This is a genomic window from Bradyrhizobium sp. NP1 (assembly GCF_030378205.1).
GTDB lineage: Bacteria > Pseudomonadota > Alphaproteobacteria > Rhizobiales > Xanthobacteraceae > Bradyrhizobium.
The window spans coordinates 5,863,349-5,889,958 of record NZ_CP127385.1 but is presented as its reverse complement, the minus strand read 5'-3'; the positions used below and the strand labels follow the sequence as shown (position 1 = coordinate 5,889,958).

The 26,610-nt window shown below is 64.9% G+C and carries 19 protein-coding genes; 10 read left to right on the top strand and 9 right to left on the bottom strand.

The window, feature by feature from the left end:
- Window positions 1-186: 186 nt before the first annotated feature.
- The 3 genes from QOU61_RS28600 to QOU61_RS28590 all read left to right on the top strand — a co-directional run bounded on the left by QOU61_RS28600 (window position 187) and on the right by QOU61_RS28590 (window position 6,534).
- Window positions 187-2,229: a hydantoinase/oxoprolinase family protein gene (locus QOU61_RS28600; RefSeq protein ID WP_289654559.1), complete on the top strand. Its 2,043-nt coding sequence runs from the start codon at window positions 187-189 to the stop codon at window positions 2,227-2,229.
- A gap of 1 nt (window position 2,230) precedes the next feature.
- Entirely contained in the window at window positions 2,231-3,922 is a 1,692-nt protein-coding gene (locus tag QOU61_RS28595; protein WP_289654558.1) for a hydantoinase B/oxoprolinase family protein, read from the top strand.
- Between the two features lie 278 nt (window positions 3,923-4,200).
- Window positions 4,201-6,534, top strand: coding sequence for a Tex family protein (locus QOU61_RS28590; RefSeq protein WP_289654557.1), 2,334 nt, complete (start codon window positions 4,201-4,203; stop codon window positions 6,532-6,534).
- Window positions 6,535-6,602: 68 nt separating this feature from the next.
- On the opposite strand, the gene QOU61_RS28585 is transcribed toward QOU61_RS28590, so the two are convergent.
- From QOU61_RS28585 to QOU61_RS28560, 6 genes are all read right to left on the bottom strand, one after another.
- A complete protein-coding gene (locus tag QOU61_RS28585; RefSeq protein WP_289654556.1) occupies window positions 6,603-7,805 on the bottom strand; it encodes an ABC transporter substrate-binding protein in 1,203 nt (400 codons plus the stop codon).
- A gap of 76 nt (window positions 7,806-7,881) precedes the next feature.
- The gene (locus QOU61_RS28580; RefSeq protein WP_289654555.1) at window positions 7,882-9,876 is read right to left on the bottom strand and encodes an acetyl/propionyl/methylcrotonyl-CoA carboxylase subunit alpha; all 1,995 of its coding nucleotides are present in this window, start codon (window positions 9,874-9,876) and stop codon (window positions 7,882-7,884) included.
- Between the two features lie 15 nt (window positions 9,877-9,891).
- Window positions 9,892-11,499 (bottom strand): carboxyl transferase domain-containing protein, encoded by a 1,608-nt coding sequence (locus QOU61_RS28575; RefSeq protein ID WP_289654554.1) that lies wholly within the window; start codon window positions 11,497-11,499, stop codon window positions 9,892-9,894.
- Window positions 11,500-11,621: 122 nt separating this feature from the next.
- Entirely contained in the window at window positions 11,622-12,038 is a 417-nt protein-coding gene (locus tag QOU61_RS28570; protein WP_289654553.1) for a Zn-ribbon domain-containing OB-fold protein, read from the bottom strand.
- Window positions 12,038-13,219, bottom strand: a complete 1,182-nt coding sequence (locus QOU61_RS28565) for a thiolase C-terminal domain-containing protein (protein WP_289654552.1) — start codon at window positions 13,217-13,219, stop codon at window positions 12,038-12,040. The genes QOU61_RS28570 and QOU61_RS28565 overlap by 1 nt, the downstream gene beginning before the upstream one ends.
- Window positions 13,216-14,751 (bottom strand): class I adenylate-forming enzyme family protein, encoded by a 1,536-nt coding sequence (locus QOU61_RS28560; RefSeq protein WP_289654551.1) that lies wholly within the window; start codon window positions 14,749-14,751, stop codon window positions 13,216-13,218. The genes QOU61_RS28565 and QOU61_RS28560 overlap by 4 nt, the downstream gene beginning before the upstream one ends.
- A gap of 135 nt (window positions 14,752-14,886) precedes the next feature.
- On the opposite strand from QOU61_RS28560, the gene QOU61_RS28555 reads away from it, so the two are divergent.
- Complete coding sequence (locus QOU61_RS28555) at window positions 14,887-15,696, top strand: enoyl-CoA hydratase/isomerase family protein (protein WP_289654550.1); 810 nt, start codon at window positions 14,887-14,889, stop codon at window positions 15,694-15,696.
- A 158-nt stretch (window positions 15,697-15,854) separates the two neighbouring features.
- Here QOU61_RS28555 and QOU61_RS28550 read toward each other — a convergent pair whose 3' ends face one another.
- A complete protein-coding gene (locus tag QOU61_RS28550) occupies window positions 15,855-17,804 on the bottom strand; it encodes an AMP-binding protein (RefSeq protein WP_289654549.1) in 1,950 nt (649 codons plus the stop codon).
- A gap of 96 nt (window positions 17,805-17,900) precedes the next feature.
- Between QOU61_RS28550 and QOU61_RS28545 the strand changes: the two genes are divergently transcribed.
- Entirely contained in the window at window positions 17,901-18,686 is a 786-nt protein-coding gene (locus QOU61_RS28545) for an enoyl-CoA hydratase/isomerase family protein (protein ID WP_289654548.1), read from the top strand.
- A 6-nt stretch (window positions 18,687-18,692) separates the two neighbouring features.
- Here the strand turns inward: QOU61_RS28545 and QOU61_RS28540 are convergent, their stop codons facing one another.
- Both QOU61_RS28540 and QOU61_RS28535 read right to left on the bottom strand, forming a co-directional pair.
- Window positions 18,693-19,400 carry a TetR/AcrR family transcriptional regulator gene (locus tag QOU61_RS28540; RefSeq protein WP_289654547.1) on the bottom strand — a complete coding sequence of 236 codons (708 nt, stop codon included), beginning with the start codon at window positions 19,398-19,400 and terminating at the stop codon, window positions 18,693-18,695.
- A 280-nt stretch (window positions 19,401-19,680) separates the two neighbouring features.
- Window positions 19,681-20,457 carry an alpha/beta fold hydrolase gene (locus tag QOU61_RS28535; protein ID WP_289654546.1) on the bottom strand — a complete coding sequence of 259 codons (777 nt, stop codon included), beginning with the start codon at window positions 20,455-20,457 and terminating at the stop codon, window positions 19,681-19,683.
- Between the two features lie 279 nt (window positions 20,458-20,736).
- Here QOU61_RS28535 and QOU61_RS28530 point away from each other — a divergent pair, with 279 nt between their 5' ends.
- From QOU61_RS28530 to QOU61_RS28510, 5 genes are read left to right on the top strand one after another with little or no spacing between them, the layout of a single operon-like run.
- A complete protein-coding gene (locus tag QOU61_RS28530; protein WP_289654545.1) occupies window positions 20,737-21,600 on the top strand; it encodes an IclR family transcriptional regulator in 864 nt (287 codons plus the stop codon).
- Window positions 21,601-21,627: 27 nt separating this feature from the next.
- On the top strand, window positions 21,628-22,794 hold the full coding sequence (locus tag QOU61_RS28525; protein ID WP_289654544.1) for a zinc-dependent alcohol dehydrogenase: 1,167 nt from the start codon (window positions 21,628-21,630) through the stop codon (window positions 22,792-22,794).
- A 15-nt stretch (window positions 22,795-22,809) separates the two neighbouring features.
- Window positions 22,810-23,724, top strand: coding sequence for an FAD binding domain-containing protein (locus QOU61_RS28520; RefSeq protein ID WP_289654543.1), 915 nt, complete (start codon window positions 22,810-22,812; stop codon window positions 23,722-23,724).
- Window positions 23,717-25,609, top strand: coding sequence for a molybdopterin-dependent oxidoreductase (locus QOU61_RS28515; RefSeq protein WP_289654542.1), 1,893 nt, complete (start codon window positions 23,717-23,719; stop codon window positions 25,607-25,609). The genes QOU61_RS28520 and QOU61_RS28515 overlap by 8 nt, the downstream gene beginning before the upstream one ends.
- Entirely contained in the window at window positions 25,609-26,607 is a 999-nt protein-coding gene (locus QOU61_RS28510) for a xanthine dehydrogenase family protein molybdopterin-binding subunit (protein ID WP_289654541.1), read from the top strand. Before QOU61_RS28515 ends, QOU61_RS28510 begins: the two co-directional genes overlap by 1 nt.
- Window positions 26,608-26,610 lie beyond the last annotated feature (3 nt).

Below are 26,610 nucleotides of genomic sequence, written 5' to 3'. Positions count from 1 at the left end.
TCCGGCTTCGCCTGACGAGGCCGGACCTTTCTCTTGCTGTAACCGACCGGGGCGATAGCGAGCCGGAACCGTTGGTCGTGCCATCAGGCACGGAATATGCATTTGAGGATGCGTGTGCATTTGAGGATGCGGCGGCGAAGAACTTCGTGAACTTGAACAATCGAATTTTGAGCGGAGAGCGGTGGCATGGGGTCGGTGATTGTTGGATGTGATGTCGGAGGCACCTTTACGGACCTCATTCTGCATGATCCGGCCAATGGCGGCCTGAAGCTGGCGAAGGTGCCGACGACTACAGCCAATCAGGCGCACGGCGTGCTCGCCGCACTGGAGAAGACCGGCAAGAGCGCGAACGGCATCGATCTCTTCATCCACGGCACCACCGCCACGACGAATGCGCTGCTCGAGCGCAAGCTCGCCAAATGCGGCTTGATCACGACGCGGGGATTTCGCGACGTGCTCGAGCTCGGCCGCCGAACGCGGCCGAATCCATATGGTCTGATCGGCACGTTCCTGCCGGTCATCCCGCGCGATCTTCGCCTCGAGGTGACCGAACGCATGGATGCCGAGGGCGCCGTGGTCCAGCCGATATCGGAGGACGAGGTCCGGCAGGCGGCACGCGACCTGCTTGACCGCGGCGCCGAGGCGGTCGTGATTCATTTCCTGCATTCCTACGTCAATCCCGCCCACGAGCTGCGCGCGGCCGAACTCGTCAGGGAAATCTGGCCGAACGAATATGTCTCTGCCGGCCACCAGATCATCGGCGAATGTCGCGAGTATGAGCGGGGCGTCACCGCTGCTGTCAACGGGTCGGTGCAGCCGATCCTGCATCGCTATCTCAACAAGCTGGAAACCGAGCTGAAGGCGCGCGGGCTAAAGCAAGAGCTTCTGGTGATGCAGGGCAACGGCGGAACGGCCTCCTCATCGATCGTGACGCATGCAGCGGTGCATACGGTGATGTCGGGACCGGCGTCGGGCGTGATCGCCGCCGCCAACACCGCATCCGCCGCCGGTTTCCCGAATGTCATCACCTATGACATGGGCGGCACATCCACCGATGTCGCCCTGATCCAGGATGGCGTGCCGCTGGTCTCGTCCGAGCTCGAGATCGAATATGCGATGCCCATCCATGTGCCGATGGTGGACGTCCATACCGTCGGCGCCGGCGGTGGCTCGATTGCCCATGTCAACGAGGCCGGGCTGCTGCAGATCGGGCCGAAGAGCGCCGGGGCCATACCCGGACCGATCTGCTTCGGACGCGGCGGCACCGAGCCGACCATCACCGACGCCAATCTTGTGCTTGGCCGGCTCAATCCCAATCGTCTGCTCGGGGTCGAGAACACGACGACCCTGGAAACGGTCGAGCAGGCATTGCAGCGCCATGTCGGCAATGCGCTCGAGCTGAGCGGCGCGCAGGCCGCCGAGGCGGTGATCCGCGTCGCCAACGACAAAATGGCCGGCGCGATCCGGCTCGTTTCGCTATCGCGCGGGCACGATCCGCGCGATTTCGTGCTGCTGGCGTTCGGCGGAGCGGGCCCGCTTCATGCCGCTGCGCTCGCCCGCGAGCTCGGTATTCCGAAAGTGCTGATACCGGCCCGTCCCGGGCTGACCAATGCGCTCGGCTGTCTTGTCGCCGACCTGCGCCATGATTTTGTCCGCACCATCAACAAGCCGCTGCCGCTGGTCGATCAGGCGGATCTCCATGCGGTTCTCGAGGCGCATGTCAGGGAAGGGCGGGAAATCCTCGAGCGGGAGAATATCGAGATCGACACCGTCAAGGTGTTCCATACCGCCGACATGCAGTTTCAGGGACAAACCCACATCCTCAATGTCGCCATCACCGGCGGCGCCCCGAAGATCGAGGATCTGCATCAGGCGTTCGCCGAAGCCTACTGGAACCGCTTCCGTGTCGCCTTGCCGGAAATCAAGCCGGTGCTGGCCAATCTGCACACGGCGGTCATCGGCCGGCGCAAGCCTTTTCCCATCGATGCGCTGCGCTCGAAAGAGCCCGCGGCGAGCGTGGATATGGCACGGATCGAGGTGCGCCAGGTCTGGTTCGAGGATGGCTGGCTCGCAACGCCCGTGTTCGACCGCGATCGGCTGCCGCTGCGGAGCGCATTTCTGGGACCTGCCATCCTGGAGCAGCTCGACGCCACGACCGTGGTCCATCCGGGGGACCGTGTTGAGGTCGACGGATTTGGAAATGTCATCATCCATGTTGAAGGACACTAACTTGACGACCATCGATCCAGTAACGCTCGCGGTCATCCAGAACGGCCTGCAGCAGGTCTGTAATGAAATGGATACGGCCTTCGTCCGCGCCGCCTTTAGCCCGGTCATCGCGGAAGGTCTCGACCGGTCTGACGGCATCTACCATCGCACGACGGGTGATCTGATCGCGCAAGGCGAGCTGGGGTTGCCGATCTTCGTCGGCACCATGCAGTTCTCGACCCGCGCGGTGATCGATCGCGCCAGGCAGGTCGAGGACGGCGACATTTTCATCGTCAACGACCCCTATATGGGTGGCACCCATCTGATGGACGTCAAGTTCGTCAAGCCGTTCTTCTACAAGGGGCATCTTTTCGCCTGGCTCGCCAACACCGGTCACTGGCCGGATACCGGCGGCATGGTGCCCGGCGGATTTTCCGCCAAGGCTACGGAAGTGGAGCAGGAGGGGCTCAGGCTGCCGCCGGTCAAGCTGTACAAGCGCGGCGTGATCGACGAGGAGATCCTTTCCATCATCCTTTCGAACATCCGCGTTGCCGATCAGCGCATCGGCGACATCCGCGCCCAGGCCGCGGCACTCGAGATCGGCGAGCGGCGCCTGACGGCGCTGCTCGACCGCTACGGCGCTGATACGGTCGAGCATGCGATCGAGCTGCTTCGGGCCGGAGCCAGCCAGCAGATGCGGGCCAAGATCGCGACGATACCGGACGGCGACTATCGAAGCATCGCAATCGTCGATTCCGACGGCGTGGTCGACGAGCCGCTGGAGATCAACCTCGTGATCCGCAAGCGCGGCGAGAAGCTGGAGTTCGACCTGTCCGGATCCAGCCCGCCGTGCCGCGGGCCGATGAACAGCGTGATCGCGACGACGAAATCGGCGATCTATCTCGCGATCAAGCACATCTTTCCGGAGGTGCCGATCAATGCCGGCACGTTCGAGCCGCTCGACATACCGGTCCCGGCCGGCACCTTCCTCGATGCGCACTATCCGCGTCCGGTATCGGGCTGCGCGGCCGAAGTGAGCCAGCGCATCGCCGAAGCGGTATTCCTGGCGCTTGCGGACGCGCTGCCGGAACGCCTGTTTGCCGCGCCGGCGGGCACCAGCGGCAACCTCGCGATCGGCGGCACCGACCCGCAGACCGGGCAGAACTTCGTCATGTACATCGTGACCGGCGGCGGCTATGGCGGTTCGACGAAGTTCGACGGCATCTCCAACGGTTGCTCGACGATCGGCATTGCGAAGACGCCGCCGATCGAGATTCTCGAACAGCGCTTTCCGGTCCTGTTCGAGGAGTTTGCGATCGCGGAAGGTTCGGCCGGGGCCGGTCGCCATCGCGGCGGCTTTGGTGTCCGCTACGCCGTTTCGCTGCGCCGCGGCGAGGCGCGCGCGTCCTTCGTCATGGACCATGGCCGCGTCGGTCCGCCCGGCGTGCTGGGCGGCGAGTCCGGACAGCCGAATCAGATCGAAATCCAGCAGAACGGCAGAAAGTTCGTGCCCGTTCATCTCTCAAAGGATCAGGACATCGAGCTTCGCGGTGGCGACGTGATCCGCGTGCAGACCCCCGGAGGCGGCGGATACGGTCCACCGTCCGAGCGGCCGCCCGGCCTTATCGACCGGGATGAACGTTACGGCTATTCCCGGCCGGCGGCTTCGCCAAAGCAGAAGTCGAACATTGCCGATCTGAGGGCCGCGGAATAGGCGCCGCACGCGGCGGAAGTCAGGCGGCGAGCCTCTCTGCACCGGCCGATTCGTGCGGTCCTTGTCCGCGCGATCCTGCTCGAAAAGGTCTGGTTCCACCCACGACCACGGCTCGCGCGCAAAATGGCCTGTAGCCGATTTGCGCCCTTGCGCCCTGGTTGCAAACCCGGTCGATCGTTTCACACTCCGTGCTTGCTGAATCATTCGAGGATGGTCCATAAGCGGCGTCCTCGCGACCGGTGGCCCGCCGGTTGCTCGCGTGCGTCGGAGGGTTTTGCATGGCGGACATTCATCAGAGGATCGCGCAGGAACTCGGCGTCCGCGAGCAGCAGGTCACAGCCGCCATTACCTTGCTCGACGGCGGCGCCACCGTCCCGTTCATTGCCCGTTACCGCAAGGAACTGACCGGCGCGCTCGATGACGCGCAGTTGCGGACCCTGGAAGAGCGGCTGGGCTATTTGCGCGAACTCGAAGAGCGTCGAGCCGCCATCCTCAACTCCATACGCGAGCAGGGCAAGCTCGACGCGACGCTCGAGGCCAAGATCCTCGCGGCCGACAGCAAGGGGCGGCTGGAGGACATCTATCTTCCCTACAAGCCGAAGCGCCGTACCAAGGCAGAGATTGCCAGGGAGGCGGGCCTCGAACCCTTGTCGGAGATGCTGCTGGCGGAGCCGCACAATGATCCGCAGGCTGTGGCGGCGGCTTTCGTCGATGGCGAGCGTGGCGTCGCCGATGTTGCTGCGGCGCTCGAGGGGGCGCGCGCAATTCTGGTGGAACGCTTTGGCGAAGATGCCGATCTCATCGGCGCCTTGCGCGAAGAAGTGTGGTCGAACGGCCGCATGATGTCCGCCGTGCGCGAGGACAAGAAGGCCGAAGGCGAGAAGTTCAAGGACTATTTCGATTTCAGTGAGCCGCTGGCCAAACTGCCGTCGCACCGCATCCTGGCGCTGTTTCGCGGCGAGAAGGAAGGCATTCTCGACCTGCAGATCCAGCCTGACGCGCAAGCGCCGGCCGCTGGCGAGCCCGGCGCCTACGAGCTGAAGATCATGAAGCGCTTCGGCATTTCAAATCAGGGCCGTCCGGGCGATCGCTGGCTGATGGAGACCGTGCGCTGGGCATGGCGCACCAAGATTCAGGTGCACCTGAATATCGATCAGCGCATGCGGCTATGGACGGCGGCTGAAACCGAAGCCGTGCGCGTGTTCGCCTCGAATCTGCGCGACCTGCTGCTGGCGGCGCCTGCCGGGGCGCGGGTGACCATGGGCCTCGATCCCGGCTATCGCACCGGCGTGAAGGTCGCCGTCGTCGAGGCGACCGGCAAGGTGGTGGCCACCACCGCCATTTTTCCGCATGAGCCGCAACGGCAATGGGATCAGGCCCTGGCCACGCTCGGCAAGCTCGCGATTGCGCACCGCGTCGATCTCATCGCCATTGGCAACGGTACCGCGTCGCGCGAGACGGACAAGCTCGCGACCGAACTGGTGAAGCGGCTGCCCGAGCTCAAGATGACCAAGATCGTGGTCTCCGAGGCCGGGGCTTCCGTCTATTCGGCGTCGGCCTTCGCCTCGGAGGAACTGCCCGGTCTCGATGTGACACTGCGAGGCGCCGTCTCCATTGCGCGCCGCCTGCAGGATCCGCTGGCCGAACTGGTGAAGATCGATCCCAAGGCGATCGGCGTCGGCCAGTACCAGCACGACATCGGCGAATCAAAATTGGCCCGCTCGCTCGATGCCGTGGTCGAGGACTGCGTTAACGCGGTCGGCGTCGACGTCAACACGGCTTCCGTCCCGCTGCTCGCGCGCGTATCAGGCGTTGGCCCTTCGCTCGCGCAAAGCATCGTCGAGCATCGAGATGTGAACGGTCCATTCAAGTCGCGCAAGGCGCTCAAGGAGGTGCCCCGGCTTGGACCGAAAGCCTTCGAGCAATCCGCCGGCTTCCTGCGTATCAACAGCGGCGATGACCCGCTCGATGCATCGGGTGTGCATCCAGAGGCGTATCCGGTTGTCCGGCGAATCCTTGCGGCGACCAAGAGCGACATCAAGGCGCTGATCGGCAATGCCGAGATTGTCCGTCAACTGAAGCCGCAGGCCTTCGTTGACGCGACGTTCGGCGTCCCCACGGTGACGGACATCCTGCGCGAACTGGAAAAGCCGGGCCGCGATCCGCGTCCGGCCTTCAAGGCAGCGGTGTTCAAGGAGGGGGTTGAGGAAATCAAGCATCTCAAGCCCGGCATGGTCCTGGAAGGCACCGTCACCAACGTCGCGGCGTTCGGCGCCTTTGTCGACATCGGCGTGCACCAGGACGGGCTCGTGCATATCTCGGCAATGTCCAGGACCTTCATCAAGGACCCGCGCGAGGTCGTGAAACCGGGCGACATCGTCAAGGTGAAGGTGCTAGAGGTTGAGGTGGCCCGCAAGCGCATCGCGCTGACGCTCCGTCTCGATGATGAGGCCGGCGCCAAGAAGGAGAAGGGGTCGTCGAGGGACAATTTCCGTGCCCCAAGCAAGGCTTCGCCGCGGCGTAACCCGCAGGAGCAATCCGGCGGTGGGGCGTTGGCGGAGGCGTTGCGCCGCGCCAGCGAAAAACGCGGCGACGGAAAGTCAAAGGTTTGAGCGCCGCAACGGGGTCAGCCGCGCGGCTGACCCTCCTTTCGACGCTGCTGGTCAGTTGACCGAACGTCCTACTTCTTGAGCAGCGGGCACTTGGATTCGGAGACCGGACGGTAGGCGTCCTCGCCCTTCACAGTCTTGACGATGGTGAGATAGTCCCACGGCTCCTTCGACTCCGAGGGCTTCTTCACCTTGGCGAGATACATGTCGCGGATGACGCGGCCGTCCTCGCGCAACTTGCCGCCATGCACGAAGGCGTCCTCGATCGGCAGCTCGCGCATCCTCGCCATCACCGCTTTCGGATCGTCGCTGCCGGCGGCCTGGATCGCTTTCAGATAATGCAGCACCGAGCCGTAGACGCCGGTGTGGATCATGGTCGGCATCACGCCGGTCCGGGCGAAGAACTTCTTCGACCAGGCGCGGGTCTTGTCATCCATGTTCCAGTAGGACGCCGTGGTCATGTAGGTGCCTTGGGCGGCCTCGAGCCCGATCGCGTGCACGTCGGTGTCGAACATCAACAACCCGACGAGCTTCTGGCCGCCCTTGACGAGCCCGAACTCGCCGGACTGCTTGATCGCGTTGTCGGTGTCCTGCCCGGCATTGGCGAAGGCGACGACGTCGGCCTTCGAGCTCTGCGCCTGCAGCGCGAAGGAGGAGAAGTCGGCGGTGTTGGTCGGGTGGCGCACGCCGCCGAGCACGGTGCCGCCGAGCTCCTTGATGAAGCGCGTGGCATCCTTCTCGAGCTGCTGGCCGAAGGCGTAGTCGGCGGTGATGAAGAACCAGGATTTGCCGCCCTCGGCGATCACGGCGGATGCCGTCACCTTCGACAGCGCATAGGTGTCATAGGCGAAGTGCACGGTGTTGGGACTGCACAATTCGTCCGTCAGGGAACTCGCGCCGGGACCCGACAGCAGCGCGATCTTGTTGCGCTCCTTCACCATGTTGTGCACGGCGATCGCGATGCCGGAGTTCGGGATGTCGACGACGGCGTCGACCTTGCCGTTGTCGAACCAGTCGCGCACGATCTGGGTGCCGACATCGTTCTTCATCTGGTGATCGGCGCTGATGATCTGGATCGGCTTGCCGAGCACGGTCGGCCCGAATTCCTCGACCGCCATCTTCGCCGCCTCGACCGAGCCGGGCCCGCTGTTGTCACGCCCCCAGCTCGACAGGTCGGTCAACACGCCGATGCGCACCGCGTCGTCGGAGACCTGTGCGAAGGCCGATGGTGTCGCGGCGACAAGAAAGGCCAGGGCCAGGACGTGTCTTTTCAAGTTTCTCTCCCATTTTTACCGCAACATTGCGGCGTTTGATGATTGCGGACGGTGGTTGTGCGTGGCCGGAGACCGGCTACTGCGGGTCCGGCTCGACAACCACGACAACCGCGTTCCGCTCGACCGTCTCGCCGGGCTTGAAATGCACCGCCGTGACGATGCCGTCGATCTTGCTGGCGAGCCGGAGTTCCATCTTCATGGATTCCATGACGACGGCGGTGTCGCCCGCCTTCAGCCGGCTGCCGGCGGCGACGTTGACCTTCAACACGATGCCCGTCATCGGTGCGCGCAATTCACCACTGATCTCGGCGGCCGCGCTGATGTAGCCGAGGTAGGAAATGGCCTGCATCGCATGTGCGCGACGCGGATCGTGCACGAAGATGGCTTGATCCTTCTGATGGATGCGTACTGTCTCGCGGCGCGATCCGACGGCGGCAAGGTATTGCCCGTCGTCGAGAGGCGAGAGCTTCACCGCAAGCGTGACATCGTTCACGCCGATCAGCATCGAGCCGTCGGGCCGGAGCGGAGCGAAACGGATTTCGGCGCTGACGCCTGCGCTTTCCAGGTGCAGGACCGGGATCGGCGACAACCCGTTATCTCCAGTTGTCATGTGCCAGCCGGTCATTGCGCTTGATTGCCACGGATTGCCGGACCCGGCGTGGCGTTGCCGCATCATCCAGAAACAGGCTCCCAGCGCCAGCGCTTCATGGTCGATGTCATCAACGCGATCGACCAGCTGCTCGATTTCTTCGTCGATGAGACGGGTGTGGAACGTGGCGTTGCGCGTCGCAGGCAAAGCGAGCAGGCGGCCGAGGAAGGCGCGATTGGTCGTGATACCAAAGATTGAGGTTTCATCGAGCGCTTGCTGAAGCCGGTCGAACGCCTGGGCGCGCGTGTCGGCGCAAGCAATCAGCTTCGCCAGCATCGAGTCGTAATAGGGTGTGACCGTCGAGCCGCTCTCGATCCCGGTCTCGACGCGGATGTCGCTTGCAGGAAAGCGCGCATAGGCTATCTCGCCGGTGCATGGCATGAAGTCGTCGTCCGGATCCTCGGCGCAGATGCGGGCTTCGACCGCGTGGCCGCGGCAGGCGACGCTGTCCTGTGCAAACGGCAGGCCTTCGCCGGCGGCGATGCGCAGCATGAGCGCGACGATGTCGATGCCGGTGACCATTTCGGTCACGGGATGCTCGACCTGCAGCCGGGGATTGACCTCGAGGAAGTAATAGTCGCCGCCGCTGACAATGAATTCGACGGTGCCGACGCCGCGATAGTTAAGGCGGCGGCCGAGCCGGACCGCATCGTCAAGCATCCGCTCGCGGAGCTTTGGCGGAAGATTGGCGGCAGGCGCTTCCTCGATAAGCTTCTGATGGCGGCGCTGCAGCGAACATTCGCGCTCGAACAGATGCACGGCATTGCCGCTGCCGTCGCCCGCGATCTGCACCTCGATGTGCCGGCCGCGCTGCACCAGCTTTTCGACGATCAGGCCGGCGTTGCCGAACGCATTCCTGGCCTCCCGCATCGCGGACTCGATTTCACCACGCAGTCCTTCAAGGGACGCGATGGCCCGCATGCCCTTGCCGCCGCCACCGGCCGCTGCCTTCAGCATGACGGGAAGGCCGAGTTGTCGGACGGTCCGCTCGATTTCTCCGGGTTCTTCGCTCGGCGCCGTGCTGCCGGGGATCGTGGGAACCCCGGCCGCGACCGCCTCGCGCTTGGCGGCCGCCTTGTCGCCGAGCCGCTCGATCGTCTCCGGCGTCGGCCCGATGAAGACCAGGCCCGCCGCTTCCACCGCTCGTGCGAAGGCCGCGTTCTCGGCGAGGAAGCCGAAGCCCGGGTGGATGGCGTCGGCGCCGGTCGTCTTTGCCGCAGCGATGACGGCATCGATGCGCAGATAGCTTTCGGAGGCGGCAGCGCCCCCGATCTCGATGGAGTCGCCGATCACCTTGACATGCAGCGCATCCGCATCCGCGCTAGAATGAACGCCGGCGACCGCAATGCCGTGGCGGCGGCACGTGCGGGCGATCCGGCAGGCGATCTCGCCGCGGTTCGCGATCAGGATTTTCTTGAACACCGGCTGCCCTCCCGCCTACATCCGGAACACGCCGAAATCGGTGTTCTGGCGCGGCAGCCGCCCGGCAAGGTCGAGCAGCAGGCCAAGGACGCTGCGCGTCTCCAGGGGATCGATCACCATGTCGCACCAGGTGTTGCGGGCGAAGTTGTAGGCATTGGCAAATTCCTCGAACGTCCGCCGTGTCGGGGCCATGTAGGCCTCGCGCTCCGCGTCGGTCCAGCTCGTGCCCTCGCGCTTGTGAACTTCGTCCCGGACCATCGCGAGCGTGGTTGCGGCCTGTTCGGGGCCCATGATCGCCGAGCGCGCGTTCGGCCACATCATCATGGCGTTGGGTCGGAACGCGCGTCCGCACATCGCGAGATATCCCGCACCATAGGCATTGCCCATGATCAGCGTGTATTTCGGCACGTTGGCGCTCGCCATCGCCGTGATCATCTTCGCCCCGTCCTTCGTGATGCCGCCTTCCTCGGCCTCGCGGCCGACCATGAAGCCTGTGACGTCGGCCATGAACAGCAGCGGGATGTTGCGCTTGCAGCAGAGCTCGATGAAATGCGTGGCCTTGAGCGCGCTTTCCGAGAACAGCACGCCGTTGTTGCAGAGGATGCCGATCTCGAAGCCCATGATGCGCGCGAACCCGGTCAGCAGGGTATCGCCGTAGAGCGGCTTGAATTCGTGGAATTCGCTGCCGTCGACCAGACGCGCGAGGATCTCGCGGTTGTTGGTGGGGACGCGCGCATCAGCGCTGATCAGGCCATAGATTTCGCTGCCGGCGAACAGGGGTTCGCGAACCGGCGCGACCGTCCATGTCTGCGGCGGGATCTCGCCGAGATTGGCCACGATCTCGCGGGTGATGGCGATGGCATGCGCGTCGTTTTCGGCAAGATGGTCGGTGACGCCGCTGACGCGGCTGTGCATCTCACCGCCGCCGAGCGCCTCGATGCCGACTTCCTCGCGCGTCGCCGCATAGACGAGCTGCGGCCCGCCGAGGAACATTGCGCCCTGGTTCCTGATGATGACGGTCTCGTCGCAGAGGGCGGGAATGTAGGCGCCGCCGGCGGTGGACGGACCATGCACGACCGCAATCTGCGGGATGCCCTCGGCCGACATCCTGACCTGATTGTAGAAGATCGAGCCGAACTGGCCCTCGTCCGGGAAGATGCTGGGCTGGTCGGGCAGGTTGGCGCCGCCGGACTGGACCATGGTCACGCAGGGCAGGCGGTGCTGCCAGGCGAAGCGCTGGGCACGCACGTGCTTCTTGCAGGTGATGCCGTAATAGGTCCCGCCTTTCACGGTCGGCTCGTTCGCGATGATCATGCAGGGCCGGCCGGAGATCATGCCGACGCCGGTGATGATGGAGCCGCCCGGCGGCACACCTTCATACAGGCCCTCGCCGGCGAGCTGGCAGAACTCCAGGAACGGCGAGCCGGGATCGGTCAGTGCGGCGACCCGTTCCCGCGGCAGCAATTGCTTGCGTTCCTTGTGGAGCCGGCGCGCCCGGTCGGGTCCGCCGATCGCAGCGGCCGCGCGGCGCTCGCGCAAGTCTGCGATCCGCTCGGCATAGGCCTGGCGGTTGCGCGCGAATTCCTCGCTCGCGGTCAAGACTTCCGATTTCATGATCGCCATGGCGACCGGCCCTGTCAGTTGTCCGGCACGCCCGTCATGGGCCTGCCGCCTGTTGTTGGTAAAATCTAACAAACGTTAGAATTTGGCGCGTGGCAATGCAAGGGCAGATTCATGTGATTTTCTCAGGCTCTTCTGAACCGCGGCAGCGTGATCTCTTCCGCGACCCTGTCGAAGGTGAGTTCGACATCCATGTCGAACGTCACGTCTTCCGGTTTGCCGCCGGTAAAAGTGCTGATCATGCGCGGTCCTTCCGCGAGCTCGACCAGCAGCACCGCGTAGGGAGTATCGGCCTTGAAGGCTGGCCCCGGCGCGCGGTGGACCACGCTGAAGGAATGCACCTTGCCGCGTCCGCTTGCGGCGCGATGCTCAAGTTCTTCACTGCCGCACGCCCGGCACATGGCCTGCTGATAGTATTGCACATGCCCGCAAGCGCGGCAGTGCTGCAGCAGCAGCTTGCCCTCGCGCAAGCCGCGCCAGAACGCGGCCGTGTCCGCGTCCGGTGCGGGGAGGGGCTTTTGAAGCGCATCGTCGGGCGACATCACAAGGCGTCCCGTGTCCCGAGAACAATCGTGGCGTTGGTCGCAAAGCCTGCGCCAAGGCTGTGCACCAGGCCGAGATGGGCGCGCGCGACCTGACGCTCGCCGCAGCGCCCGCGCAACTGCGCGATCACCTCGTGGAAGTGGAACAACGATCCCGGCATTCCCGAATGCGCGAACGACAACAGCCCGCCATGGGTGTTGCTGGGAATGCGGCCGCCATAGGTGATCTGGCCGTCGGCAACAAAGGGGCCGCCTTCTCCCTTGCGGCAAAAGCCGAGGTCCTCGAGCATCATGATGACAGTGCCGGTGAAGCAGTCATAGATGCCGGCGACATCCATGTCGGACGGCCCGTGGCCCGCCATGGCATAGGCCCTGCGGGCCGATTCGACGGCGCCGGTCGTGGTGAGCGACGGCATCAGGAAGATGTGCTCATGCGTGTAGCATTCTCCGGACCCGAGAATGTAGACCGGCCTGTCGATGCCAAGCGCCTCGGCGTGTTCGGCCGAGGTCAGGACGAACGCCGCGCCGCCGTCCGATATCAGCGAGCAGTCGAGCTTGTGATAGGGCGTGGTGACCATCGGTGAGTTCAGCACGTCTGCCACGCCGATCGGCGTCGTCTGCTGCGCGCCCGGCGTCCGCGACGCATGGCGGCGGTGGACGACCGCGACCTCGGCCAGCTGCTCGGGCGTGGTGCCGAATTCCTTCATGTGCCGGTGTGCGGTCATGGCGAAAGTGTTGGCGACGGGAATGCCGAACGGCATCTCGTATTGCTGGTCCCGGCTCTCGGTCAGCGAGCGCAGCGCGAGGTCAGGCGTCAGGCCGGTCAACAGGCTGTCGGCCGCGACCAGCAGCACCACTTTCGCGAGCCCGCCATGAATGGCGGCGGCGCCGATGGCGAACATCGTGGCTGCGGTGGCGCCGGACACCTGCAGCGTGTTGGAAAAGGTCGGGCGAATGCCGAAATATTCGCTGAAGGCGACGCTGAAGCGGTGAAACGGCGAGGCAAAGGCGTGGCTCGACAGCACGCCGTCCACGTCGCCCTTGGCAAGGCCGGCATCGGCAAGCGCGTTTCTCGCAGCTTCTGCCGCAAGCGAGAGCGGGCTGCGGCCCAGCACCTTGCCGACCCGCGACATCCCGATTCCGATGAGGGCGACCTTGCCCCGAAGCGTCGTGTCGGTCATGCGGAGCCCTTCAGCCGGCGCTCGAGTTCATGGCGCTGCACCTTGCCGCTGGTCGAGCGCGGAAACTCGGTAAATCCGATGAAGCGGAATTCGCGCGGTCGCTTGTACCCGGCGAGCTCGCGACGGCACAGATCGGCAAGCTCGATCTCGGTGAGCGGCGCATCGTCGCGGCAGGCGACGAAGGCGACCGGCACCTCGCCCCATTTCGGATCAGCGGCGCGCACCACGGCGACCTCGGTCACGCGCTTGTCGGTCAGGAGCACGCGTTCGATCTCGGCGGGATAGATATTCTCGCCGCCCGACTTGATCAAATATTTGGCGCGGTCGACGAAATCGAGCGAGCCGTCCTCGTTACGCCGGAACACGTCACCCATGTGGAACCAGCCGCCGCGGAAGTCGCGCGCGTTGGTCTCTTCGGCCTGCCAGTAGCCTGAGAACAGGGTCGGGCCGCGTATCGCAAGCTCTCCGGGCTCGCCAGCGGCGACCTCGTTGTCGGCCGGATCGACCAGCCGGATCTCGCAAAACGCGTTCTGCCGTTTCGACAGCCGTGTCGGCGCCTCGCCGGGCATGATCAACGACCGCGTCGCAGGCGGCAGGCCGGTCTCGGTCGATCCGAAGCTGTTCAGATAGGGCGCATTGAGCAGCGCGGTCACTTCCGCGATGGCATGCGGCGGCACCAGGTCGGCCATTGCGCCGCAAACCTGCACGCCCTTCACCTTCGTGCGTTGTGCTTTCAGGCCCTCGACAAAGGCCTCGACCATGCCGGGGATCAGGACAAGCCAGCCGATAGAGTGTCGGGACACGGCCGCGAGCAGCACGTCCAGCTGGAACCCGTCGACGACGATCACCGTGCCGCCGCGCAGCAGCGTGGCGAGCGCGTGATCGGTCGAGGCCATGTGGAAGAGCGGCGCCCATGCGACGAAAGTGGCGTGCGGCGCAATCGCAAGCTCGGATGCAAACACCAGTGCGCGCATCACCATGGCGCGATGGGAGATGACGGCTCCTTTCGGCAGGCCGGTGGTGCCGCTGGTATAGAGAATGACAAGCCCGTCTTCGGGCTCTGCCAGGGGCAGCGGCGTGCGCGTGCCGTGCCGCGCAAGCTCGTTTTCATAGGGCGGCCCGAGCTCCAGCGCGGGCGTGCCCGAGGACGGAAGGCCGGCCGCCAGCTCGGCTTCCACGATCAGCAGCTTCGGCGAGACCAGCTCGATGCAATAGGCGAGCTCGCGGGTCGACAGCCGCCAGTTCAGGCACGCTGTGATGACGCCGAGGTTGGCCGCAGCGAGCTCGACCTCGAGATATTCCGGGCGGTTCCGGGACAACAGGCCGATACGGTCGCCTCGTCTGAGACCCCGTGCCGCGAGCAGCGCGGTCAGCCGCCGAACGCGATCGAGCAACTCGCCATAGGAAATGCGCCGCTCGCCATGTTCGATCGCAACCTTCCCGGCATGGAGCTCGGCACAGGCGCCGAACAGGGCGCCGACCGTTCCAATTCCGCATGCCGCGCCAAGTTGGGCTTTCAACGCGGTCGCCATGGCCATTCCCTCACGCACGATCTTTCGACATCATGGTCCTGAACGCGGCGCTTGCGCCGCTGGCTGGCAAATTCTAACATCTGTTAGAAACAATTGATAGCGTCCTCCGGGGACGCCAGCAACGGGAACATCCACATGGCCGATCGATACGCCGCCTACACCAGACTGAAGCTCGACTATCCCTCGGAGCGGATCTTGCGCGTCACCTTCGACCGTCCCGAGACATATAATTCCGTGGATGCTGAAACCCACACGCAACTCACCAACATTTGGCGCGACATCAACGACGATCCCGACATCAACGCCGTGATTGTGACCGGCGCGGGGAAGGCGTTCTCGGCCGGCGGTGACTTCGAGTTGATCAAGGCCTTGCTCGACAATCCGGCGGCGCGGATGGCGACATGGAAGGAGGCCAAGGACCTCGTCTACAACATCATCAACTGCAACAAGCCGATCATCTCCGCCATCAATGGCGTTGCGGTGGGCGCCGGCCTTGTCGTCGGCATCCTTGCCGACGTCTCGATCTGCGGCAAGTCCGCGCGGATCGTCGACGGCCATACCCGGCTCGGGGTCGCGGCGGGCGATGTCGCCTGCATCATCTGGCCGCTGCTGTGCGGCCTGGCGAAGGCCAAGTACTATCTCCTGACCTGCAAGCCGTTGTCGGGCGAGGAGGCCGAGCGTATCGGGCTGGTCTCGCTTTGCGTCGAGGATGCGGAGCTGCAGAAGATTGCGCTCGAAACCGCGCAGGATCTCGCGACCGGCGCGCAGAGCGCGATCCGCTGGACCAAATATTCCCTGAACAATTGGCTCCGCGTCAACGGGCCGCTGTTTGATACCTCGACTGCGCTGGAAATCCTCGGTTTTGCCGGCAACGAGGCGAGGGAAGGGCTGGCTTCGCATCTCGAGAAGCGCAAGCCTTCGTTCCCGAACGATTGTCCGATCTAGTGGAGCGGATTTGACGTTCGCTACCTGTCTGCCGCGATTTCTTCATGCGAACGTCAAAGCCAAAGCTCCACTAGAACAGACAATTTGCTAGTGGTCCTTTGATTCTAACATTCGCAAAAGTGCCTGCAGCGATGGATGCGAATGTTAGAATCGGGCCACTAGGATGCCTTGAGGCTGCGACGGACGTGTTCGATCGCCTCGGGGTTGGCGAGCGCCGAAAGGTCGCCGGGGTCCTTGTCCTCGAACACGGCACGCAGCACGCGCCGCATGATCTTCATATTGCGCGTCCGCGGCAGGTCTTCGACCAGCAGGACCTTTTCCGGACGGTATGAGGCGCCCATGCCGCGCACCAGCGCCTGGGCCAGCTCCTCCGAAAGCGCGGCGGAAGTCGCCGCGCCCGCCATCGGCACGCAGGCGCACACGATCGCCGAGCCCTTGACCGGGTGCGGGATGCTGAAGACCGCGGCTTCCGCGACCTTGCCGGTCGCGGTCAGCACGCCTTCGAGCTCCGCAGGGCCCGTGCGCTTTCCCGAGATCTTGATGGTGTCGTCCGATCGGCCAAGGATGTAGTAGAGGCCGTCGCGCCCGCGCATGGCGAAATCGCCGTGCACCCAAATCCCGGGTATCGTATTCCAATAGCTGTCGAGATAACGCTGGTCGGATTTCCAGAGGCTTTTTGTCAAGCCGATCGACGCATGCCGCAGCACGAGCTCGCCGACTTCTCCGTCAGCCACCGGGTTGCCGGAGAGGTCGACGATATCGGCGCCGACCCCGAGTGCAGGCCGGGAGAACGCGCAGGGGTTCATCGGATGGTTCGGCGTGCCGGTGAAGATGCAGCCGCCGACTTCCGTGCCGCCTGAGATATTGATGACCGGCAGCTTCGACTTGCAGACATGCTCGAAGAACCATCGCCATGGCGTCTCGGTCCAGGCCTCGCCGCCCGATGCCGTCATCCGCAGGCTCGAAAGATCGTAGTTCTCGACCTCGAGGCCGTAGCGCATCATGCCGCGCACGATGGTCGGCGAGACGCCGAGATAGGTAACTTGATGCTCGGCAATCAGGCGCCAGAACCGGCCCGTGTCGGGAAAATCGGGCGTGCCCTCCGCGACCAGCAGCCGGCCGCCGGCAAAGCTCGGAATGCAGGCGCACATGGCGCCGACCATCCATCCCATGTCGCTGAAGAAGAAGAACAGGTCCGACGGCTTGAAGTCGCCGCAGATGATCATGTCGCGCGTAACCATCGAGCCGATGAAGCTGATATGCGTCCACACGCAGCCCTTGGGTTCGCCTGTCGTGCCCGACGTGTAGAGCAGGATGGCCGGATCCTCGGCGTTCATCTCGGCCGTCGAAAGGTCAGCGCCTTCTTGCGCGATCTCGCGCCACCAATGGTCCCGTCCGGCCTGCATCGGCGTGTCGATGTTGAGGCCGCCGCGGTCGAACACGATCACGTGCCGGACACTGGGCGCGCTCGCAAGCGCCTCGTCGAGCACGGACTTTAGCGGCGCCCCCACGCCGCGGCGCCAGGTTCCGTTCGCGGTAATCACCGCCTTGGCTTCGCCGTGATTGAGTCGCGACAGGATCGGGGCAGGGCCAAATCCCGAGAACAGCGGCATCACGATCGCGCCGATCTTCAGGATCGCGAAGAAGGCGACGAAGGTTTCCGCCAGATTCGGCATGTAGATGGCGACGACATCGCCCTTGCCGATGCCGAGTTGGCGCAAGCCGCTCGCCAGCCGTCCGACCTCGGCGGCGAACTCGGCATAGCTCAGCCGCCGCTGCTCGTGTTTGTCTTCGCCCTCCCAGACCAGGAAAGTCTGATCCCAGACCGCCGTGTCGCGGTGCTTGTCGAGGCAGTTGAGCACGATGTTGGTGGTTCCTCCGACGCACCAGCGCGCCCACGGCTGTCCCCGCGCAAGATCGAGCATCCTGTCATACTTGCGGTAGAAGCGAACGTCGCAGAAGCGGAACACCTCCTCCATCAGCCACGCCGGATCGGCGTTCGCCCGGGCCGCCAGCGCATCGTAGTGCGGCTGTCCGGTAGCGCGCAGGAACGCGCTCAGATTGCTCTGTTCCACCAGCGCGGCGGGCGGCGTCCAGAGATACGCCATCTCATTCCTCCTGACCTCAAGGGCGTGATCTCAACCTTGTCTTCAGCACGCCGCGGTGTATTCTAACAGATGTTAGAATTTGAGGAAGCCAATATCGTGACCCACGACGATCAGGTCCGCTATTCGGTCGAGGGCGGTATCGCAACCGTCAGCATCGACCGGCCCGAACGCAAGAACGCGCTTTCCGTCGAGGCGATGAACGGCCTGACGGAGGCCTGGAGCCGTGCCGAAGCCGACAAGTCGGTACGCGTGATCATCCTGACCTCGGCCGATTGCGGTGTGTTCTGCGCCGGGCTCGATCTGAAGCAGGCGGCCGAGATCAGGGCGCGCGACGGGGTGGATATCCTGACGCTGATGCGCGATCCCATGCAGAACGGTATGCGGAACGTATCAAAGCCGATCATCGCCGCCATGACAGGCTCCTTGATGGCGGGCGGCATGATGCTTGCGATCAAATGCGACCTGAGGGTCGGCCTGCGCGGCACGCGCGCGGGAATAACCGAGGTGAAAATGGGGCGGGGCAGCCCGTGGGCGGTGCCGCTGCTCTGGATGCTGCCGCAGCCGCTTCTGATGGAGATGGTGCTGACTGGCGAGACCATGCCGATCGAGCGGCTCGCCGCGTATGGCTTCGTCAACTACCTCGAGGACAATCCGCAGGCGGTGCGCGAACGCGCCGGCGAACTGGCGCGCAAGATCGTTGAGGCCGCGCCCCTGTCGGTCAAGGCAGCCAAGGCCAGCGTGCTTGCCGCGATGGATCTCGGCTATGCGCAGGGACTGGTCGAGGCCGGGCGGCTGCACGTCGAGACCTATGCCAGCCTTGACGCCATCGAGGGGCCGAAGGCGTTTGCGGAAAAGCGCAAGCCGGTCTGGCAGGGCAGGTAGGCGACCTCACGGCTTGCGGACGCCCTCGAAGATCAGCGCCTCGGTGCGACGGGCCAGTTCAAGGACGGCATCGCGATCTTCGAGCCTGAACCATTCGATCGTCCAGTTCAGTGCGCCGATGACGAACATGCGCAACGGCACGATCTCGATGTCCGCGCGGATCTCGCCGGCGCGCCGGGCGTTGAGGAAGAGCTGGTCCCAATATTCGGCGTAGGCGCGGCGCAACGGCCGGTGCGGCTTCTTCAAATGTTCCGGCAACTGCCCGTACATGCGGATGTTCGCCGAGGTGAAGTCGCTGGTTTCGAGCAGGGCGACGAGATGGGCCTCGATCGCAAGGCCGATCTTGCGCCGGTGTGATGCCTTGCCTGCCCGATCGACCGCGTTCCTGACGGTCTCGAAGACGTGGCGAAGGCCGCGGTCCAGCACTTCGTCGAGGATCTCTTCCTTGGAGTCGAAATGGTAGTAGATGCTGCCGGCCTTGGTCTTGGCGAGGTCAGCGATCTGGCGCAGCGTCGTTGCCGAAAATCCCTGGCGGCGAAACAGCTGAGCGGCAGCGTGAAGGATGAGATCCCGCGACCGCTCCGATTTCGACGTGCCGCTGGCCAGTTTCTTGTCCTGCTCCGCGGTCTTCCCGCGCTTGCCTGTCGTTGGTCCTGACCGGCGCGCGGTCGCTCCATTGCGGGACCGGTCACCGGAACGCTGGGATGACCGCATCGTCCTCATGCCTGCCCGAAGTCCCTTGTCGAAGTATTGGCGCGCCGATCCGAGTCGTCAACGATCGCTACGCAGCGCCAAAGCAGATTTTGCGCGGCATGTAAATCCGATACCTGTCAGCTCGCCCGTCTTTGTCGCTGGTTGAAGCACGTGACCTCGCGGCGATGCGCTGTTTTCCGCGCATCCTCGCATTCCACCGTTCTGGGAATGAGAGGAGACTTCGTTTCGATCCACGCCCGATGAAACACGCGTAACCGCGCTCCCGCTCGTTTGCGCCTTTTCAGGACCGCTGGCCGGCCGCTTCCAGGATCAGCTGCGTGATTTCATCGGGATGGGAGATCAGCGCAAGATGGCTCGCCTTTACCTCGATGGTCTTCGCGCCCATCCGCTTGGCCATGAAGCGCTCGAGGTCGGGATTGATGGTGCGGTCTTCGGTTGAAACGGCGTAGTAGCTCGGCTTCGAGCGCCAGGCCGCATGCGTGGTCTTGCCCGCGAGCAGCGCCTTGTGGAACGGCTGCTGGACCGCATAAAGCACCTTTGCCTTCGCCTCCGGCAGGTCGCCGGCGAAATCGCGCAGGAAAGCTTGCTCGGAAAGCCGTCCTTCATCGCCATCGAAGACGATGCCAGCGCTCGCCGGCGGCGTCGGATAGGTCTTGGCCAGTGCCGTGTAATCCTCGTCCGCATCCGGCGCCCGCGCCGCCACATAGACCAGCGCCGAGACGTTCGGATGCATGCCGGCGTCCGTGACGATCATCCCGGAAAAAGAATGGCCGACCAGGACGGTCGGGCCATCCTGCCGCGCCAGGACGCGCTCGGCAGAGGCGACCGCTTCGGGCAGCGTCGTCAGCGGGTTTTGCACGGCGGTCGCATTGAGTCCCGCCGCCTGCAGCCGTGCGATCACCTCCGACCAGCACGATCCGTCGGCAAACAGCCCGTGCACGAGCACGACGTTGCGCGCCTTCGTCGGAGCCTGCGTTGCAGCCATGCCGCGCGTCGAAAGCAGTGAAGCGGCCGCACCGGCCGCAAGTGTCGCCGTGAATGCGCGTCTGCTCATCATCGCGATTTCTCTTCTTGGCTGGAGCCGGTGGTGGTCAATATCGGGCCGCCCCGAAAGCCAATACGGCCCGCACGCGATCGACGTTACTTCAGGCGCCGACAGGGCTGATCAATTCAGGGTGATGGTCGGTTTGCGACCGACCTGGTGGGATTCTGCGGAGATCGGCAGGGACGCCAGATTTTCACCTAATAAAAACATGATCTGTAATGTGAAAATTGGTTTGACCAACGGCGCCTGCTTGCGCTCTTCTGCCGAAAACACGCAGTGGAGGAGAGGGTTTTGGTCGATAGTGCAGAGCAGCCGCCCAGCATCATGCCGGCTCGACCCCCGATCGGCCGGGATCGCGGCGGCATCCAGGCGCTCGATCGTGCCTTCCTGATCCTCGACATCATCGCAGACGCCGGCGGCGAGGCGAAGCTCACCGAGATCGCGGCAACGGCGGGGTTGAACGTCTCCACCTGCCATCACCTGATCTCGACGCTGCACAATTGGGGTTATGTCGGACGCGGCTCCACGGGCCGATCCTATGTGCTCGGCCCGCGCATCCTTCACCTGAGCGCGGCGTGTCTGCGCCAGGTCGACCTGCCGCGTCGCGCACAAGCCTATGTCGATCGGCTCAACGACCAGACCCGCGAGGCGGTGCAGCTTGCGATCATGCAGGACACCAGCCTCGTCAACATTCTGCGCCGCGAGGCGCGCCACGCCGTTCGCGTCGATGCCGGGCTCGGCGGCAAGATGAATGCCGCGCATGCAACCGCAACCGGCAAGGCGATCCTGGCCTGGCTGCCGCCGACCGAACTCGAGCGGATCATCGCCGACAAGGGCATGACGGCATTCACGCCGAACACGATCGTCGATCTCGATCGCTTGAGGGAAGAGCTGAGGCTGGCGCGGCGCAACGGCTATGCAGTTGATCGCGAGGAATTCCAGCCGGGCGTGATCTGTCTCGGTGCCGCTATCCGCGATCACGCCGGCGCCGTGGTCGGCTCGATCAGCGTGTCGTCGCCGGTGTTCCGCGCCACGGACGACCATCTCGACCAGATCCGCATCCATCTGCTCGCGGCCACCAACGAGCTTTCGATCGAGCTCGGTGCGCCGGGTGCGATCGTGAGCCAGGCCGGCAAGAGCGCCGCGGCTGAATAGAAGGCCGTTCTTTCAGGGAGAAAACCGATGTACCAGCACGACCACGTCAAGACTTCGCCCGACTTTCCGATCCCGGACACGATGCGCGCCTGGGTGCTCGGCGATCCCGACCAGCTCACGCTGAGCAAGAAGCCGGTCCCGGTGCCGAAGCGCGCGGAGGTTCTGGTGCGGATCGATGCGGTTGCGATTTGCGCGACCGATCTCGAGATCATCCATCACGGCCCGCCGGCGATGATCCAGGGCGGTCTGCCCTTCAACAAGAATTTCACGCCCGGCCATGAATATATGGGCACCGTGGTCGCGCTCGGACCCGGCGTCGACGAATACAGGATCGGCGAGCGTGTCACGGTCGAAATCCATGCCGGCTGCGGCCAGTGCAAGCGCTGCCGCGAAGGCATGTACACCTCCTGCCACAACTACGGCCTCAACTATGGGGACGTCGACAAGGGCCATCGCGCCAACGGCTTCACCACCGACGGCGGCTTTGCCGAATATGCCGTCAACAACATCAACACGCTGGTTCGCGTCGCGGACGCGATGTCGGATGAGGAGGCAACCCTCGTCGTCACCGCGGGCACCGCGATGTATGGCCTGACCGAGCTCGGTGGCCTCGTTGCCGGCGAGAGCGTGGTGGTGACCGGGCCCGGCCCGATCGGCCTGCTCGGCGTTGCCGTGGCAAAAGCGCTCGGCGCGCAGCCGGTCATCCTGACCGGCACCCGCGACAATCGCCTGCAGATCGGCCGCGAGCTCGGTGCCGATCATGTCATCAACGCCAAGAACGAGGATCCCGTCGAGGCGGTGCGGCGGCTGAACGGCGGCAAGGGCGTCGACTACGTAATCGAATGCTCCGGCGCGCCGAACGCGATCAACGAGGCCGCGCGTATGGTCAATCGCGGCGGCCGCATCTGCCTCGCGGCATTCCCGGGCAAGCCGGCCGAAGTCGATGTCGCGCATCTCGTGCGCAACAACATCTACGTCTACGGCATTCGCGGCGAGGGCAAGAGCGCGACCCATCGAGCGGAGGCGTTCATGTCGCAGAAGCGCTTCGATGCCACCAAGGTGCATACCCACACTTTCGCGCTCGAGGACCTGCCGACGGCGCTGCGCTATGCGCGCGAGCGAATCGAGGACGCGATCAAGGTCGTGGTCAAGACCCACGGCCACGCCGCGCTCAAGGGCATCGCGGCCGAGTAGGGTTTTGGCGACGCCATGCTGACCTGCGATCACTATCTGAGCCCCGCGTCGCTCGCCGACGCGCTCGCGGCGGCGGCGGCTGCGCCGGACTTCCGGTTCGTGGCAGGAGCGACCGACCTCCTGCCATGGGCGCGTGAAGGGCGCGCCGGCGATGTGCATGTCCCGGTCATGATCGATGTCGCGAACATTCCGGAGCTGAAGGAGGTTCGCGTAGCCGAGGGACGCGTGTGGCTCGGCGCGGCCACGCCATTGCAGCGCTTCCTCGATCATGTGGATCTGATCGGCGCCATGCCCGGCATGCCGGATTGCGCGATCTGGTTCGCCGACAGCCAGATCCGGGAATCGGCGACCATCGGCGGCAACATCGTCAATGCGTCGCCAGCCGCGGACGGCATTCCGCCGCTGCTGACGGCGAACGCCGTCGTGGAGCTTGCCGCACTTCGCGCGGGCGCGGTGCGCCGGCGACGCATGCCGCTTGCCGACTTCATCACCGGCCCCGGCCGCACCGTGGCCGAACGCGACGAGATCGTGGTCGGCATCGCCTGCGATGCGCTTAACGGCTATGGCGGCGCCTTCGAGAAGGTCGGCCATCGCCGCTCGCTGGTCATCTCGACCGTCTGCCTTTCGGTCGTCGTCCGGATCGGGGCGGAAGAGGCGCTTGAGGACGTGCGCCTTGCGGTTGGCGGCGTCGGTCCGGTGCCGAAGCGCATGACGGAGATCGAGCGTGCGCTGACCGGCCATCCGCTGACGTCCGATGGCCTGCGCGAGGTTGCGGGCTTGTGCGACGGCTTCGTGCGCTCGCGCTCGCGGCAGGACTATCGGAAGTCGGTCGTGCCGGGGTTTCTCCGGCGCGGACTGGTCAAGGCGATGCGCAGGGCGGGAGCGTCCGCGGCGATGGGCGCGATCGCGGAAGAGGTGGCCGATGACTGACATGATTGTTGAAGCGACCGTCAACGGCAGGCGCCAGCGCCGGCCGGCTGAGCCCTTCCAGCGGGCGCTGGATTTCCTGCGCGACGAGCTGAACCTCACCGGCACCAAGGAGGGCTGCGGTGCCGGCGAATGCGGTAGCTGCTCGATCTTCGTCGACGGCGTGCTGGTCAAATCATGCCTGGTCCCGGTCGCCAAGATCGCGGGCAGGCAGGTCGACACCGTCGAAGGCCTCGCCAGGTCCGGCGAGATGACGGCAGTGCAGAAGGCGTTTCACAAGGCCGGCGCTAGCCAGTGCGGCTATTGCATTCCCGGCATGGTGATGGCGGCGACGGCCGCGCTGCGCGCCAATCCGGATGCAGACCGCGAGGAGATCAAGGAGCGCCTCGGCGGCAATATCTGCCGCTGCACCGGTTACCAGAAGATTTTCGATGCGGTCGAGATGGCCCGCGATGTGCTGAACGGCAAGCTGTCGGCCTCGATCTTCGATGAGGTCGACGCCACCGATGGCAAATATATCGGCGTCAACGTCCGCCGCATCGATGCGCCATCCAAGGTCACGGGTGCGCTGCGCTATGCGGGCGACATGACGATGGCGGACATGCTGCACGTCCAGGTGCTGCGCAGCCCGCATCCGCACGCCCGCATCGTTGCCCTCGATGTGACCGCGGCCGAGCGGATGCCCGGCGTCGAAGCGGTCATCACCAGCGCCGATGTGCCGGGCCAGGATGGCTTTGGCGTCTTCGTGCACGACCAGCCGGTGATGGCGCGCGGCAAGGTGCGCTATGTCGGCGAGGCCGTGGCGGCGGTGGCGGCCGAGAGCCTCGCGGATGCGCGGCGCGCACTTGCCGCGATCCGGGTCGAATACGCGCCGCTTCCGGCGGTGTTCGACCCCGAGGCCGCGATGGCGGCGGGCGCGCCGGTGTTGCACGATTATGCGCCCGACAACCTCGTCAAGCACATCCCGATCCGCAAAGGAGACGTCGAACAGGGACTTCGCGACGCCGAGCTCATCGTCGAGCAGACCTATGAGACGCAACCGGTCGAGCACGCCTACCTCGAGACCGAGGCGGGCCTTGCCTATGTCGATCATGACGGCGTGGTGACGGTGCACTCGCCGAGCCAGAACATCACCCATCACCGCCACATGATGGCGCGCATCCTCAACCTGCCGATCAACAAGGTGCGCATGATCATGAGTCCGGTCGGCGGCGGGTTCGGCGGCAAGGAGGACATGATCTACCAGGGCATGCTGGCGCTGCTCGCGATGAAATCGCGCCGGCCGGTTCGGCTGGTCTTCACCCGCGAGGAGTCGATCGCAAGCACCGCCAAGCGCCACCCGTCGCGCACAACCTACAGGATGGGACTGACGCGCTCGGGCAGGATCCTGGCCTCGCAGATCAGCATCATCTATGACGGCGGCGCCTATGGGTTGTCGACCGAAGGCGTGGTGCGCAAGGGCGCGATCCTCGGCGGCGGGCCGTACAATATCCCGAACATCCAGATCGACACTTACGGCATCTACACCAACAACACGCCGTCGGGGGCATTCCGCTCATTCGGCTCGCTGCAGTCGCAGTTCGCAACCGAATCCCATCTCGACATCTGCGCCGAACGGCTCGGCCTGGACCCGTTCGAGCTGCGGCTGAAGAACGCGATGCACACGGGCGATCTGACGCACACCAAGCAGCCGCTGCGTTCGTCAAGCATGTCAGAAGTGCTGGAGGCGGCGCGCAAGGTCTCGCGCTGGGAAAGCGGTGTGCCGAATGTTCGTGGCGCCGTCCGTACCGATCTTGGCGGCGAAGGCGCGCGACAGCCGTGCACGCTGACGCCGCGCCTCTCATCGGAGAATGCGGAGGCACCGACAGCGCGCCGGGGAGCAGCCTGATGGCAAGGAAACGTGGACGCGGCATGGCTGGGGGCTGGTACGGCATTGCCCGAACCGCAGCCGTCGATCGGGCCGGGACCTGGGTCGAGATTGACGACGGCGGCACCGTGAAGGTTGTCACCGGCGTCACGGAGATCGGCGAGGGCATTCTCACGGTGCTGGCCCAGATCGCGGCGGAGGAGATCGGCGTCAGGCCGCAGGATGTCGTGATCGGCGACAACGACACCGCGCGCGCGCCGGAAGCGGCACATGCCGGCGCGACACGGCAGACCTACATGATCGGCAATTCGGTCGCGATCGCTTGCCGTGAGGCCAAGGCGCGCTTCGTGCAGGCCGTCGCCGAAATGTGGGATGTCGATCCAGCCTCGATCGAGACGGGTAATGGCGAGGTCTGGGCGCGGGACACCAATTGGCGCGAGACCATGGCTGAGGCCGTGGAGCACGTCAAAAAGCGCGGCGTCGTTCCGGTCGGTTCCGCCAGCTTCACGGCCCAACACACGGGTCTCGATCCGGTCGATGGCAGCGGCACGCCTTGGCAGGCCTATGTGTTCGGCTGCCAGGTCGCCGAGGTCGAGGTCGATACGCTGACCGGTGAGGTGCAGGTGCTCGGCATCTGGGCCGCGCATGATGTCGGACGCGCCGTCAATCCACGCGGGGTCGAAGGGCAGATCGAGGGCGGCGTGGTCCAGGCGCTCGGCCAGGGCCTGATGGAAGACTACCGGCTCGAGCAGGGCCACACCACGACGCCAGGGTTTGCCAAATACATTCTGCCGACCTCGCTCGACGTGCCGCATGTCACTTCCATCATCGTCGAGGATCGGGATCCGATCGGTCCGCTCGGCGTCAAGGGCATCGGTGAGCCGGCGATGGTGCCGACCATCCCGGCCGTCATGAACGCAATCTATGACGCGATCGGCGTCCGCATCACGTCGCTGCCGGCAACGCCGGAGCGCATACGCGAAGCGCTCGTGAAGAAGCGCCGCGAGTCCATGGCATGACAA